The sequence below is a fragment of the Xanthomonas prunicola genome (assembly GCF_002846205.1).
Lineage (GTDB): Bacteria > Pseudomonadota > Gammaproteobacteria > Xanthomonadales > Xanthomonadaceae > Xanthomonas > Xanthomonas prunicola.
Genome location: NZ_PHKV01000023.1, coordinates 1 through 16,324 on the forward strand (window position 1 = coordinate 1; position 16,324 = coordinate 16,324).

The 16,324-nt window shown below is 66.3% G+C and carries 4 protein-coding genes; 2 read left to right on the top strand and 2 right to left on the bottom strand.

Annotated elements, in window-relative coordinates; genetic code table 11:
- Together treS and XpruCFBP8353_RS22325 are read right to left on the bottom strand one after the other, a co-directional pair.
- The coding region (treS, locus tag XpruCFBP8353_RS22320) for a maltose alpha-D-glucosyltransferase (protein WP_101365180.1) at positions 1-2,262 on the bottom strand (2,262 nt) is incomplete at its 3' end.
- Complete coding sequence (locus tag XpruCFBP8353_RS22325; protein WP_101365181.1) at positions 2,259-5,375, bottom strand: maltotransferase domain-containing protein; 3,117 nt, start codon at positions 5,373-5,375, stop codon at positions 2,259-2,261. The genes treS and XpruCFBP8353_RS22325, both read right to left, overlap by 4 nt.
- Before the next feature lie 977 nt (positions 5,376-6,352).
- On the opposite strand from XpruCFBP8353_RS22325, the gene XpruCFBP8353_RS22335 reads away from it, so the two are divergent.
- The gene (locus XpruCFBP8353_RS22335) at positions 6,353-8,095 is read left to right on the top strand and encodes a ShlB/FhaC/HecB family hemolysin secretion/activation protein (RefSeq protein WP_101365182.1); all 1,743 of its coding nucleotides are present in this window, start codon (positions 6,353-6,355) and stop codon (positions 8,093-8,095) included.
- A 21-nt stretch (positions 8,096-8,116) separates the two neighbouring features.
- Positions 8,117-16,324 (top strand): two-partner secretion domain-containing protein (locus tag XpruCFBP8353_RS22340; protein ID WP_101365183.1); only part of this gene is annotated, 8,208 nt, incomplete at its 3' end.

Here is a 16,324-nt window from a genome sequence, read left to right on the forward strand (position 1 = left end):
GCTCTGTTCGGCCGACAACCAGCGGATGTCTGGATCCTGTGGAATATCCAGTGTCGCCAGCGCCGGGGTGGCTTCGAAACGTACCTGCCCCTGCTGCGATGCGTCGTCGCCATCGCAGAAGTCCAGCGCTGCATTGCTGCGCAGCGCATCGATCACGCCGCGCACCATGGGCTTGAGCGCGAACGCATCGGTGAGATAGCCCACCTCACGGCCTTGACGCACGCGCGCCAGCGCCAATTGCTCAGCCAAGGTGCTGGGCTGCTCGCGCTCCCACACGATGCCCACCGGCAACATGTAGCACTCGTGGCGGCCGTCTTCCAGCTCCACGTCCAGCTCCAGCAGGCTCATCGGCTCATCGCCCGGCAGGGGCGTGCGGCGCGAGATGCGCACGCTGCGCAGGGCCTGGTCCTTGGCCGAGAACCAGCGCCGCGCCGACAGCCACGCCGGCAGGATTTCGCCTTCCAGGGTGGGCAGATGCGGCAGGAGTGCGCTGCTTTCGTCGGTATCGCTGCGCAGCACCAACGTGCGGTAGTCCGGCAACGGCACCGGGCTGGGCACATGCCAGTCCGGCAGCGTGCCTTCGCTGACCAGCTGGAACGCGTAGAAGCCGAACGGTGGCACCGTGAGCAGGTAGGTCAGCCGGCCGATCGGCGGGAAGCTGCCGCCGCCGATGATGTCCACCGGCACGCGGCCTTCGAACTCGGACAGGTCCAGCTCCACCGCCTGCAGCGTGTGCGACAGGTTGGCCACGCACAGCACGGTTTCGTCCTGATGGCAGCGCAGGTACGCCAGCATGCGGCGGTTGCCGGGGTACAAAAAGCGCAGCGTGCCGCGGCCGAACGCCCGGTAGCGCTTGCGCACGCTGAGCACGCGGCGGGTCCAGGTCAGCAGCGAATGCTGGTCGCGGATCTGCGCTTCCACATTCACCGCCTGGAAGCCGTACAGCGGGTCCATCACCGGCGGCAGCACCAATTGCGCGGGATCGGCGCGCGAGAAACCGCCGTTGCGGTCGATCGACCACTGCATCGGCGTGCGCACGCCATCGCGGTCGCCCAGATGGATGTTGTCGCCCATGCCGATCTCGTCGCCGTAGTACAGCACCGGCGTACCAGGCATGGTCAGCAACAGGGAGGTCATCAGCTCGATACGGCGGCGGTCGCGCTCCAGCAGCGGCGCCAACCGGCGCCGGATGCCCAGATTGATGCGCGCGCGGCGGTCGGCGGCGTAGGTCTGCCACAGATAATCGCGTTCCGAGTCGGTGACCATTTCCAGCGTCAACTCGTCGTGGTTACGCAGGAAGATCGCCCACTGGCAACTCTCCGGAATCTCCGGGGTCTGCCGCATGATGTCGGTGATCGGGAAACGGTCTTCGCGCGCGATCGCCATGTACATGCGCGGCATCAGCGGGAAGTGGAACGCCATATGGCATTCGTCGGCATTCTGGCCGAAGTATTGCTGCGTATCTTCCGGCCACATGTTGGCCTCGGCCAGCAGCATGCGGTCCGGATATTCGGCATCCAGCGTGGCGCGGATCTTGCGCAGGATGGCGTGGGTTTCCGGCAGGTTCTCGTTGGAAGTGCCCGAACGCTCGATGAGGTACGGCACCGCATCCAGACGCAAGCCATCCACGCCGCGGTCCAGCCAGAAGCGCATCACTTCCAGCACCGCCTCCAGCACGGCGGGATTGTCGAAGTTCAGGTCCGGCTGGTGCGAATAGAAGCGGTGCCAGAAGTACTGCCCGGCCACCGGGTCCCAGGTCCAGTTGGATTTCTCGGTATCGCAGAAAATGATCCGCGTGCCTTGGTATTCCTGGTCGGTATCGGACCACACGTAAAAGTCGCGCTCGGGCGAGCCGGCCGGTGCGTTGCGTGCGCGCTGAAACCACGGGTGTTGATCGGAGGTGTGGTTGATCACCAGCTCGGTCACGATGCGGATGCCGCGCGCATGCGCCTGCGCCACCAGCTGCTCGAAGTCTTCGATGCTGCCGTAGTCCGGATGCACCGCCATGTATTCGGCGATGTCGTAACCGTCGTCGCGGCGCGGGCTGGGATAGAACGGCAACAACCAGATGGTGTCCACGCCCAGTTCGGCGATGTAGTCCAGCTTGGAGATCAACCCCGGAAAATCGCCGATGCCATCGTCGTTGGAGTCGAAGAACGACTTGACGTGCACCTGGTAGATGATCGCGTCCTTGTACCAGAGCTGGTCGGCGACCACCGCCGACTGTTCTGCATCGGCTTGTAAAGCGGGAACTGCATTCATGCGACCTCTCCTGCGCGGATGCGCCATAACGCGAACGGTCGCGCTGCCTCTACACGGATGTGCTGGTACTTGCCTTGCCATTCGAAACGGTGCCCGTCCCACAGATCGTCCACGGCAACGGTGGCGTGATCGGGCAGGCCCAGTTCCCACAACGGGATTTCGATATCCGCGTCCTGGCCGGCATGCGGGTCCAGGTTGATCGCCACCAGCACCATGCTGCGGCTGCGCGACAGATACCCGGCGTCCAGGAATTTGCCGAAGTACAGCACCTGGTCGTTGTGCGCCTGATAGAAACGTGTGCCCAGATGCGACTGCAATTCCGGGTGCATGCGCCGCAGCTGGTTGAAGCGGGTGATCTCGTCGACGATGTCGCCGGGTGCGCGCTCGGGCCAGGCACGCAGCTGGAATTTCTCCGAGTCCAGGTACTCTTCCTTGCCCGGCGCCAGCGGCGTGGCCTCGCACAGCTCGAAGCCCTGATACATGCCCCACAAGCCTGACAGCGTGGTCGCCAGCGCGGCGCGGATCAGGTGCCCGTTGCGCCCGCTGGTCTGCAGGAACAGCGGATTGATGTCCGGCGTATTGACGAAGAAGTGCGGGCGGAAGCACTCGCGTGGCACGCCCTGGTTCAACTCTTCCACATACTCCTGCAGCTCGTGCTTGTGGTTGCGCCAGGTGAAGTAGGTATACGACTGCGAGAAACCGCACTTGGCCAGGCGGTACATCATCTTGGGCCGGGTGAAGGCCTCCGACAGGAACACCACGTCCGGCCGGCGCCCGCGGATGTCGGCAATCAGCCACTCCCAGAACGGGAACGGCTTGGTATGCGGGTTGTCCACACGGAACAGGGTGATGCCTTCGTTGACCCAGAACAGCACCGCATCGCGCAGCGTGTTCCACAGGTCCGGTACCGCGCCGCTGGCGTAGAAGTCGACGTTGACGATGTCCTGGTATTTCTTCGGCGGATTTTCCGCGTATGGAATCGAGCCATCCGCGCGCCAGGTGAACCAGTCCTTGTGGTCCTTCAACCACGGATGATCCGGCGCGCACTGGATCGCAAAATCCAGCGCCACTTCCAGGCCATGCGCACGCGCGGCCTGGATCAGGCGACGAAACCCGTCCAGCCCGCCGAGCTCGGCATGCACCTCGGTGTGGCCGCCATCGGTGGCACCGATCGCATACGGGCTGCCCGGTTCGCCATCGACCGCAGTGACCGAGTTGTTGCGGCCCTTGCGATTTTTCGCACCGATCGGATGGATCGGCGGCATGTACAACACATCGAAGTTCATCGCGCGGATATGCGGCAGCCGCTTGATCACATCATCGAAAGTGCCATGCCGGCTGACATCACCGCTTTGCGAGCGCGGAAACAACTCGTACCAGCTGGCGAAATGCGCCGCGCGGCGTTCCGATTCGACCCGGAACGTCACCGGATACTCCGAGCGGAACGGCTTGTCGTCGGCCAGCGCCATCGCCTGCGCGGTGTCCGGCTCCAACACGATGGCCAGCTGCTGCAAGGGTTCGCTCTGCGCACCGATGCGGGTGAGCACGCCCTGCAAGCGCTCAGCCAGCGCGCCCTCGCTGCGTGATTGTGCCGCCTGTACGACCGCGATCGCTTCCTGCACATCGACCGGCAGCACAGTGTTGGCAGCGCGCTTTTTTTCCAGATCCGCATGCAAGGTGGCAAATACATCGCGCCACGCCTCGACGCGGAATTCATAGGTGCCGATGCGCTCCAACGGAAACTCGGTGCGCCAGCGGTCGTTGCCCAGTGCACGCATCGGTGCGCTGGACCAGGTCTTGGCGTCGGCCGGCCGCCACAGCACCGCCACCGCGATGCGGTCGTGCCCGTCGCAGAAGGCATCGGCTTCCACACAGATGCGGTCACCCACGCTGCGCTTGACCGGGAAGCGGCCGTTCTCCACCGACGGCGTCACCGACTCGATACAGACACGCGGCCAGGCACCGGCCGTCTGTGCGCGCGGGCGCATGCGTGGCACCGCCAGCACATGGCGCGCCGGCACGCTGCGATACACACGCACCTCGCCCGGCTCAAGCGCATCCAGCGTGGCGCCGGACAAGCTGCGGCCATCTTCTGCCACCAGGGCCTCGGCATCGCCGAGTAGTCGCAGCAAATCAGAGGCAGGCACCGGCACCACGTGGCGCGTGTCGCCATTGATCAATAACAAGGAGGGCAAGCCACCCAACGGCTCGACTGCCACGGCGGTGAGCCCGGTCGCCTCACGCAGCAGCGGACGCAGCCGCAAACCGGCAGTGCTGGTCGGCAGACCATCGGTTGCACGGATCGACAGCGGCAATGCATCCAATTGCGCATCGTCCAGCAACCAGGAACCGCCCAGCGCCAACGCCAATTGCCAATGCTGCTCCGGCGCCGCGGCACGCTTGCCGTCGGGCGCATCCAGCACCGCAACGACCTGATTCGCCAGCGCCCGCAATGCGGTGTCTTCGTCGAAGAACCAGCTGCCGCGGCCATCCCACCACGCGAGCGACGAGAACGCTGCATCGAACCGGGCACCGGCCAGCTGCTGCAAGGCCTCCAGACCCAAGCCTGGCGTCCACGCGGCGAACACCACCTCCGGCGCCTGTGCGTGTACGCGCGCGATCAACTCGCGCCAGCGCTGCACCGGCACTTGCTGCGGCTGCAAGAGACGGAAACCACCGACGCCTTGGCCAACCCACTCCAGCAGGCGCGCGCTCCACCACTCCACCAGCGCCGCACCTTCTTGCGCATAGGCAAAGCGGGCTTCGGCAACCTCCGGCGTAGCACGCGGCTGGCGCGGGTCCGGCACGGCCGTACTGCGCGCCCGGAACCACTGCGGGTTGTCGCGCACCACCGCACTGGCCCCACCCACTTCATCCAGACGCACGTCGATCAACAGCTTCACGCCTGCGCGGTTCGCGACCTGCACTGCCGCTTGCAAACGCTCAGCGTGCGCGTCGTTGCCTGCCGATGGCTCGACCAAGCGACCTTCCGCATCGCGCTCGAAGGGTGCGGCCATCACCACGTAATCGCAGCCAGCTTCACGCGCAGCCAGGCAGCGCTGCTCCAGCCCGGTCGAGGTCTTCGTTGCTTCGTTGAGAACACAGATCCGCATGGCGCCCCCCTCAGCAGATAACGGTGCGCAGACGCACCGTCACGCTGGAGGCCAGCGCACGCGTGTCATGTCGCAGTGTCGCGAGCCTCTGCTCACCGCACACCACACCACCATCTGCACGCACCGAACCGTGCTGTCTTGACGCTTGCCGGCACGCTGCCCGACCCACCCTGCCACTCGTGACTGCACTCATGCGCAACTCCGCAACGATTCTTGACCCATGCAGTCAAGCACCCCCACTGCGAATTTCATGTGTCGGTGGAATTGACGAAAATCAAACAAGCGCGGCGGTGGTGCGTGAGCAGAGCATCAGGACTCGCGTGAGCGGCCGCGTGGCAAGCGCCACCGTGAGTCCGTGGTGCAAGCAACGCATCGGTGCGTGCTGAAGTGTGTGGCGCTGCAGATCGCGATTGCGCGCTCAGCGCCATGTCTTGGATGTGCGCGGCATCCGTACCACGTGCAGGTGTGCACCCGGCCTGCCCCCCTGTGCCAGGCAGTGAGAGGAGCGACGTTGTAAGCGGCAATCTGTGCTTGCCGCACGGACTGTCACTCATCGACTCGACAAGCCACAACCGTGTGCAGCACGCCACGATGCCAAGGCGCTGCGCGCGGCGTTCATCCCGAGGTCCCGGCATCTTCGAACGCGGGATCGCGCGCCCTCTGCCTCTACAGTCGCAGCCCTATCAGTTGCTGCGCTAAAAAATAAAGCGTCTCCCCCGGCATTTAAAGTTTTAATTTACTGGGAATTTCTCAGCGTTCGATGTCATCTTTAAATATATTATTTAACTATAAATAGCCCTAGCTGCTGCTCACTGAACTTCCTTCCTCTAACGACCGCCGATTGAAAAATAGGGCTTTTCTGGCCGGCATGTAAGGATTCTCCCTACAGCCATAGCGGACTCGGCCAATTAAACTATCGTTAGGGGCGACGCATCAGCGTCGGTGATAGCGATTACCGGTCAGGCGGTCGTTGGCAAATGGATAGTGGCATAGAGGGAAAGGTGCGCTTGCGCGCCACGTGGTGTGCTGTGCTTATCGCAGGCGCCATCAATCAGGTCTCCGCACAACAGATCACCGATCCTGCAGCGCAAGAACTATTGCGCCAGCAGGAACGTGAGCGCGTCTTGCGTGAACAACAGGAAGCGCGGCCGGATGTGCGCCTCGAACGTGCCCCGGACGACGGCACCGAACGCTTGCCGAAAACCGAAGCGCCCTGCTTCTTGATCGAGCGCATTGTGCTCGATGGTCCAGGCGCGGACGGTTTTCGTTGGGCCTTGACCTCGGCCAACACCAAGGATGATCCGGCAACCGGGCGCTGTCTCGGTACCGACGGCATCAATCTGGTGATGAAACGGGTGCAGAACGCAGTGATTGCACGCGGTTATGTCACCACCCGAGTACTGGCGGCCCCACAGGACCTCACCGGCGGCACCCTGACCCTGTCGCTGGTGCCAGGGCGTCTGCATGCCGCGCGCTTCAGCGAACCAGACTCGGCGCGGGCAGCGATTGCCAACGCAGTGCCGGCACGTCGCGGTGAGTTGCTCAACCTGCGCGACATCGAGCAAGGCCTGGAAAACTTCCAGCGCGTGCCGACGGTCACGGCGGATATCCAGATTGCACCCGCCGAAGGTAGCGGCGCAGGACCAGGCGAAAGCGATCTGGCAATCGCCTGGCAGCAACGTTCACGCATCCGTGCCAGCCTGAGCCTGGACGATGCCGGCAGCGATGCGACCGGCAAACTGCAGGCCAACGGCACGCTCTCGCTGGACAATCCGCTCGGACTCAACGAGTTGTTCTACGTCAGCCTGGGCAAAGGCGTGTTCAACGGCGCCGGCAAGGACACCGACAGCTGGACCGTGCACTACGACGTTCCGTACGGCTATTGGTTGTTCGGCGCAACTGCAAGTTCCTACGATTACAGCCAGGCCGTTGCCGGTGCCATCGAGACCTACGATTACAGTGGCCGTAGCCGCAATGCAGAAGCGCGCATCGACCGCCTGGTGTTCCGCAACGCGGCCATCAAGTTCGGGGCCTATGGCCGCGGTTGGTGGCGGCAGTCGACCAGCGCAATCGACGATACCGAGATCGCAGTGCAACGGCGCCGCACCGCTGGTTGGGAGCTGGGGCTGAACCATCGGCAGTTTTTCGGCAAGGTCACGTTAGACGCCAGTCTGGCCTATCGGCGCGGTACCGGTGCATTTGGCGCCTTACGCGCCCCGGAAGAACTCGCCCACGCGTTCGATCCGTCGATCCCGCTGGAGGGCACTTCGCGCATCAAGCTCATCGTGGCCGATGCGCAGCTGACAGTGCCATTTCAGATCGGCAATCAGCGCCTGCGCTACAGCGCGTCCTGGCGCGCGCAATGGAACCGCACACCGATGGCACCGCAGGATCGCTTCGCGATCGGTGGGCGCTTCACCGTGCGTGGCTTCGATGGCGAGGCGACCTTGAGCGGTGATCGCGGCTGGTCGCTACGCAATGACCTCGCCCTGGCAGTGGGCGGCGGGCTGGAAGCGTATCTGGGTGCCGATTACGGGCGCATCGGCGGTCAATCCACGCGTTTTCAGGCCGGCGATCACCTGGCCGGCATGAGTCTGGGCCTGCGCGGTGGATGGCAGCATTTTTCGCTGGACACCTTCCTGGGGTCCGCACTCGAAAAACCGGCCAATTTCCCAACCGACTACACCACCTTCGGCTTCAGCCTGTCCTGGCGTTATTGAACATCCACAAGGATTAGTGACATGAATCGCGTCTACCGTCTGGTCTTCAACCGCGCACTGCGCGTCTGGCAAGTGGCCTCGGAGCTAGTGAGTGCTCCAGGCGGCAGTACAGGTGCCAGCGGTTCCCGCGCGCACTCCGCCACCATCGCGCCGCTGCGCTTGGCCGTGCTCTGCGCGCTCGGCTTTGTCAGCCTGGTCGACGCCGCGCAGGCACAGTCGGCTGGGCGCATCGTCGGCGATCCCGCTGCGCCCGGAAGCGAGCGCCCAACGGTCATGACCGCGCCCAACGGGGTGCCGTTGGTCAACATCACCACACCCTCCGCCGCAGGCGTGTCGCGCAACCGCTACTCGCAATTCGACGTGGGCCGCGAAGGGGCGATTCTCAACAACGCCCGCAGTCAAACCCAAACCCAATTGGGCGGCTGGGTGCAAGGCAATCCGTGGCTGGCCACCGGTAGCGCCCGGGTCATCCTCAACGAGGTCAATGGGCCGGCCAGTCGACTCAATGGCTATGTCGAAATCGCAGGCCAGCGTGCCGAGGTCGTCATCGCCAATCCTGCCGGCATCCAGGTCGATGGCGGCGGATTTCTCAACGCCAGCCGGGTGACGCTGACCACCGGCACGCCGATCCTGTCCAATGGCGCGTTGGAAGGGTATCGGGTCAATGGCGGCGCTATCCAGGTTGCTGGTGCTGGCCTGGATACCAGCGGCGCGGACTACACCGACCTGATCACCCGCTCGCTGCAGGTCAATGCCGGCATCTGGGCCAACCAGCTGCAGGCAAGTCTGGGCAACGCTGTGGTCAGCGCAGACCATGCCCGTGTCACGCCGCAGGCGGCCAGCGGCCAGGCGCCGACGTTCGCGCTCGATGTGGGCGCACTTGGCGGCATGTTCGCCAACAAAATCTGGCTGGTCGGCAACGAGAATGGCGTGGGCGTGCGCAACGCCGGCAACATCGGCGCGCGCGCCGGCGAATTGGTGGTCACCGTCGACGGTCGGCTCGAAAACACCGGCACGCTGCAATCGCAGCAGGACACCCGCGTCGTAGCCAGTGGCGGCATCGCCAATGCCGGCACGCTCAGTGCCACGCGCGAGTTGCGCGTCAGCACCGCGGCGGACTTGGACAACCGCGGCGGCACGTTGGATGCGCAGCGGCTTCAGATCGACGCAGCCAGCCTGCGCAACCAGGGCGGCGCGCTGACGCAGACCGGCATGCAAGCGCTCGAGCTCACTGCCGGCAGCGCCAGCAACCGTACCGGCGGCAGCATCGGTGCACTCGCCACCGCGCCCTCGCGCGATGGCGGCAGTCCGGCTCCGGGGGGCGGCAGCACGGGCACCGACAACGACGCCGGCACCGGCACCAACGGCGGAAGCAGTCCAGCGCCGACCACGGGCGGCCAGAGCCCGGTGGCGACGGCGCCGCTGGCCACCGGCACGCTGCACATCGCTGGTCTGTTGGACAACGACGGCGGCCGCATCGGCAACGGGGGCGAGGTGCGCCTGGCAGCGGCCGATGGCCTGGACAACAGTGCGGGCCAGTTGGGCGTGGCGGCACTGCAGGTGCGTGGCGATCTGCACAACAGCACAGGAACGCTGGAGGTGCAGGGCGATGCCGATCTGCACCTGGGCGCGCTGGTCAACGACCAGGGCCGCTTCAGCGTCGCCAACGCGCTCGACCTGCAGGCGCAATCGCTGAGCAACCGCGCCGGCGACCTGCGCCATGGCGGCACCGCCGCGACCACCTGGCAAGTGGCGGGACTCTTGGACAACCAGGGCGGCGTGCTGACCAGCAATGCCGCGGCGCTGCAACTGCAGGCGCAGACGGTGGTCAATGCCGACGGCCGCATCGTCCACACCGGCACGCAAGGGCTGACGCTGGCCGCGCAAACCTGGTCGGGCGCCGGCGGCAGCATTGTCACTCCGGGGGCACTCACCTGGCAGGCCGGCAGCATCGATCATCGCAATGCCACCCTCACGACCAGCCAGCTGGTGGTGCAGGCCGCGACGCTGGACAACCGCGGCGGCAGCCTGGTGTCGAGCGGAACCCAGGCGGCGAGCGTGCACGTGGACGCAGGTCTGGACAATGGCGCTGGCGGCACGATCGCCAGCAACGGCGCGTTGGACCTCCGCACGGCCACGCTCGGCAATGCCGGTGGCCAGATCCAGCAGGCCGGTCCCGGCTTGCTGCAGATCGTAGCGCAAGCGATCGACGGCAACGGCGGACGCCTGCTCAGCAATGGCGGACTGACGCTCACCGGCGGACGCATCGACCTGACCGGCGGCACCACTGCCGCCCAGCAGGTGCAGATCCAGGCCGAGAGCCTGACCACTGCCGGTGGTAGCGTGAGCTCGCTCGGCGATCAGGCCCTGCAACTGACGGTGCGCCAGGGCCTGGACAATCAAGCCGGTCACCTGGCGAGCAACGCCGGCCTGGCCATCGCCGCCGGTGCGCTGAGCAACCAGGGGGGCGCGATCGCCGCCGCCGGTACCACCGATGCCACCGTCACGGTAACCGGTCGCCTGGACAACAGCGGCGGCAGCATCGCCGGCAACGGCCGTGTCGCAGTGGATGCCGACACCTTGATCAACCAGCATGGCAGCGTCCTGGCCGCCAATGGCGCGCCGCTGCAACTGCATGCCGCCAGCCTGCTGGACAACAGTGCCGGCGGGCGCCTGGCCAGCAGTGGCGAGTTCGCAGTGCAGGCCGGCACGCTCGACAACCGTGGCGGCGCGATCGAGCACGCTGGCAATGGCACCTTGGCGGTGAGCGCCGATACCCTGCAAGGGGCCGGCGGCGGCTTGCTCAGCCTCGGCAGCTTGCAACTGCGCGGCGGCGCGCTCGATCTCGGGACCGGCAGCACGACCCAGGCCGACCGCATCGACATCGCGGCCGCCAGCCTGCGCACCGCCGGTGGTCATCTCAGTGCGACCGGCAGCGGCCCGCTGCAGTTGCACCTGAGCGACACGCTCGACAATCGCGCCGGCAGCATCGCCAGCAATGGCGCCCTGGACCTGCAGGCAGCCACGCTGCTCAACAGCGACGGCACGCTCAGCGGCGCCGGCAGCGCCGACGGCCGCATCGCCGTCAGCGGGCAATTGGACAACACCCGTGGCCGCATCGCCGCCAACGGCGCCACCTTGCAGATCGCTGCCGACCAGCTGGTCAATGCACAAGGCACGCTCAGCCACGCCGGCAGCGCCGGCCTGGTGATCGATAGCCGCCGCGTGGACGGCAGCCAGGGCAGCATCCTCAGCAGCGGCATGCTGTCGTTGACCGCCGCCACGGTCGACCATCGCGGCGCCACCATCGGTGCCGACCACATCGCGCTCGACGTCCAGCAGCTCGACAATAGCGGCGGCCGCATCGTCGCCAGCGGCACGGCCGCCAGCAGCCTCCAGGCCGACACGCTGGACAACGCCGGCGGTATCGTCGCCAGCGCTGGCGATCTGACCGTGGGCAGCACGCTGCTCGACAACACCCAGGGCACCATCCAGCACTCCGGCAACGGCCAGTTGCACCTCACGGCGCAGACCCTGCTCGGCAATGCCGGCAAGCTGCTCAGCAACGGCGCACTGACCTTGCATGGGCAGACCACCGATCTGCGCAATGCCACCACCTCGGCAGCTGCGCTCAGCATCGACACTGGCGATCTCACCACCGCTGGCGGCACCCTGGTGGCGACCGGCAGCCAGCTGCTCACGCTCACCGCGCGCGGCACGCTGGACAACAGCGGCGGCAGCATCGGGGGCAATGGCGTGCTCGCGCTCAGCGCGCAGACGCTACGCAATACCCAGGGCACGCTGCAGGTCGCCGGCACCGGCGCCTCCACCGTGGACGTCGCCCAGGCGCTGCAAAACCAGCAAGGCAAGCTGCTGCTCGGCGGCAGCGGTCGTATCGCCGCCGCCAGCATCGACAACCAGGGCGGCACCCTGTACGCGGCCGGCACGGCCTTGCAGCTGCAGGTCGCCGGCCTGCTGGACAACCACGCCGCCGGCACTGTCTCCAGCGCCGGGCAGTTGACCGTGGGCAGTGGATCGCTCGACAACAGCGCCGGCACGGTGGTGGCCGGCACCGATTTGACCGTGAGCACGACAGCGGCCATCGGCAACGATGCGGGCGCGCTGCAGGCAGGCGGCAGCGTGCAGCTGCAGAGTGCCGGGTTGTCCAACCGCGCCGGCAGCGTGATCGGCGGGCAGGTGGTCGTGGACACCCGCGGCCAGACGCTGGACAACAGTGCCGGCACCATCGGCAGCAAGCTGGGCACGCTGCAACTGCGCAGCGGCACGTTGGCCAATGCGGGCGGGCGCCTGCAGTCGCAGACCGATCTGACCCTGCAGAGCAACGGCGCGGCCATCGTCAACAGCAATTCCGGTAGCACTGGCGGCATCCTGGCCGGCGCTGCACTGCAGATCGACGGCGGCGCGCTGGACAACCGCAACGGCGCGATCGTCGCGCAAGGCCAGGCCCGGCTCGGCCTGGCCAGTGTCGACAACAGCAGCGCTGGCGTGCTTAGTGCAGCGGGTAACTTCACCCTGACCGCGGCCACGCTCGACAACACCAGCGGTCGCGTGCAGGGCGGGCAGAACCTCACCCTGCAACTCAGCGGCGCGCTCGGCAACCAGGCGGGCTTGGTCACCACGCGTAACCTGCTGACGCTCAACGCGGCCACTGTCGACAACCGCAACACCCGCGGCAATGCGCTGCAAGGCCTGCAGGCCGGGCAGCTGCAATTGCAGGCGCAGGCGCTGGACAACCGCCAGGGGCAGGTGATCAGCGACGGTGCCGGCACGGTGCAGCTGAGCGCCGCGCTGGACAACACGGGCGGTCAGATTTCCAGCGGCAGCAGCCTGGAGATGCGTGCCGATGCGGTCACCAATACCGCGGGGTTGTTGCGTTCGGATGGCAATCAACGGCTGGACGCACGCGCGCTCAGCGGCGATGGCCAACTGCAGTCGCAGGGCGATCTCAGCCTCACCCTGCGCGAGGGCCTGACCAATACCAGCGAGCTGTCGGCCAATGGCACCCTGTCCATCCACACCGATGGCGATCTCGCCAACCAGGGCGTGCTGCGGGCCGGCAATCTCGAGGTGGCAGCGCGCACCATCGACAACGCCGCCAACGGCCAGATCACCAGCCAGGGGCTCACCCACCTCGTCAGCAACGGCCAGTTGGTCAACCGTGGCCTGATCGATGGCGGCGTGACCCATCTGCAGGCGGCTACGCTGGACAACCTGGGCACCGGGCGCATCTATGGCGACCAGGTCGCCATCGCCGCAGGCAACGTGCTCAACCACGCCGAGACCGTGGGCGGCGCGACGCGCGTGGGCACCATCGCCGCACGCCAGCGGCTGGACCTGGGCGTGGGGCAGCTGACCAACAGCGACCGCGGCTTGATCTACAGCGATGGCGATGCCGCCATCGGCGGTGCACTGGACGGCAATCGCCACGCTACCGGCGCCGCCGGGCAGGTGGACAACCTCGGTTCCACCATCGACGTGGCCGGCAATCTCGATCTGCAGGCGGGAGTCGTCAACAACATTCGCCAGAACGTGGTGGTCACCCAGACCACCACCACGCGGGCACCGGTGCGGCTGGATCAGCCGAGCTGGCGCAACAATGGCAAAAATGACGCGCCGCTGCGCACCACCAGCCTCTACAGCGCGTACGAGATCTACTATCTCAACCCGCAGGACATCCTTGAGGACACGCCTTACATCACCCCGGATGGGTATCAGGTGCGACGCGCAGTCATCCGCGTCAACCCGCAGACCAGCGCGTATTTCTTCGCGCGCGGCGCGCTGTACCGGGCGACCGGCGAGCGCTCGCGGCTGGACCCACGCACCGGAACGGTGACGCTCTACTACTTCACCCGCGATGACAACAATACCAATCCGGATCAGGTGAGCAGCGGCGCCAGCGATCCCTTTGCCGGGATGACCACCGACGAATCGGGCGCACCCGCATTCCACTACGCCAGCGACACGTTGCGGTATTCCAACGCCTATGGCACCTGCACGACCAACTGCGTGCGCTTGATCGCGCAATACGCCTACACCGATCCGGATCACATTCTGGTGAATCCGCAAGGCACCGGCCCGCTCAAGCTGGAGTACAACGAGCAATACCGAACCGCCACCCAAACCGTGGTCGAAGACGTGCTGCAACCCGGTGCCGGCCCGGATGCGGTGATGCGCGCCGGTGGCAACATGCGCATCGGTGCCAATGCGCTGCGCAACGAATACGCCAGCATCGCGGCCGGCGGCAATCTGGCCGTCGTCGGCCTCGGCGGCAATCCCGATGCCAGCGTGACCAATCTGGCGTACACGCTGTACCGCACCCACAGTTTCAGCAACGTCACCACCGCCTACAACGGCACCACCCGCAGCTGGAGCAATCCGTCCATCTCCGAGCAGGTCGGGCAGGTCGGCGGGTCCATCGTCAGCGGCGGGACGTTGACCATCGATGTCGGCGATCTGAGCAACCTCAATCAGGGGCGCGACGCGCCCAACGTGCGCGATGGCGCGGCGATGGCCAACCTCAACGTGCGTGGCGCGCAGGCAGGGCCCACCGGCGCCAGCGCCAGCGTCCGTGGCCCCATCAGTGTCGCCAGCAATGGCGTGGGGCGCATCACCACCACGGTGACGCAGGCCGACAGCGGTAACGCCAGCGGCAACGTCGGCAGCATCGGCAGCGCGGCCACCGCCACCGGCCCGCGGGTGGTCAACGCCGCCGGCGGCTCGCCGGACCGCATCGTCATGGGCACGCCCGATACGCGCGCACCCACCGGCAGTCTGTTTACGGTCAGGCCGTCAGGCAATAACTACCTGGTCGAAACCGACCCGCAGTTCACCGACTACCGCAGCTGGCTGGGCTCGGACTATCTGCTCAATCAGATGGGCTATTCCGCCGACACGCTGCAAAAGCGTCTGGGCGATGGGTATTACGAGCAGAAGCTGGTGCGCGAGCAGATCGGCCAGCTCACCGGCCGGCGTTTCCTCGACGGTTACAAGGACGACGAAGCGCAATACCAGGCCCTGCTGGATGCCGGCGCCACCATCGGCAAGGCCTGGAACCTGCGCCCGGGCGTGGCGCTGACCGAGGCGCAGATGGCGCAGCTCACCAGCGACATCGTCTGGCTGGTGGAGCAGACCGTCACCCTGCCCGACGGCAGCACCACCACCGCGCTGGTGCCGCAGGTGTACTTGCGTTTGCGTCCCGGCGATCTGGACGCTGGCGGCGCATTGTTGGCCGGTGCCAACGTCGACATCGCGCTGGCCGGTGGCCTGAAGAACACCGGCACCATCGCCGGACGCCAGCTGGTGTCCATCGACGCTGGTCGTATCGAGCACCTGGGCGGCAGCATCAGCGGCAACCAGGTGGGGCTGCGCTCGGCCAGCGACATCCGCATCGAAGGCGCCAGCGTCACCGCTGTCGACGCGCTGAGCGTGCAGGCCGTCGGCGACATCACCGTTGCCTCCACCGTGGAAACACTCAGCGGCGGCGGCTACCACCAGTACAGCACCACCCAGCTCCAGCGCGTGGCCGGCTTGTATGTCACCGGCACCAACGGCAACGGCGTGTTGTCGGTGGTGGCTGACGGGGACGTCAACTTGCAGGCCGCGCAGATTCGCAACGCCGGCACCGACGGCGTGACCCAACTGGTGGCAGGCAACAACCTCAACCTCAGCACGCAGACGCTCTCGCACACGACCGACACCACCGCCAACGACCGCAACTTCCAGCGCAGCAGCGAGACCACCCACCTCGGCACCACCGTGCAGGGCGCCGGCAGCGTGGTGCTGGCCGCAGGCAACGACCTCACTCTGACCGCCGCGCAGGTCGGTGCAGGCAAGACCCTGGCCCTGCAAGCGGGGCGCGACATCAACAGCGCAGCAGCCGTGGACAGCAGCTACAGCGACCGCAGCACGGTCACCAAGAGCAACTCGCTGGCCACCTCCAGCGACGACGAAACGGTGCGTGGCACCCAGCTAGGCGCAGGCGACACCATCGTGATGCAGGCCGGCCGCGACCTTACGCTGGCCTCGACTGCAGTCGCCAGCCAGAACGGCGGTATCGCGCTGGCCGCCGGCAACGACATCAAGCTGCTGGCCACGCAGGAGCAGCATGATGCGCTGGTGGATAAGGAAACGCGCAAGAAAAGCACCTTCTCCAAAGAAAAAACCACCACGCACGACGAATGGCACGACAGTCTTGCGGTGGGTTCATCG

What these genes read in the sequence shown, in the direction of transcription:
- XpruCFBP8353_RS22325 (WP_101365181.1), bottom strand. Translation starts at nt 5,375, where the DNA reads ATGCGGATCTGTGTTCTCAACGAAGCAACGAAGACCTCGACCGGGCTG.
- XpruCFBP8353_RS22335 (WP_101365182.1), top strand. Translation starts at nt 6,353, where the DNA reads ATGGATAGTGGCATAGAGGGAAAGGTGCGCTTGCGCGCCACGTGGTGT.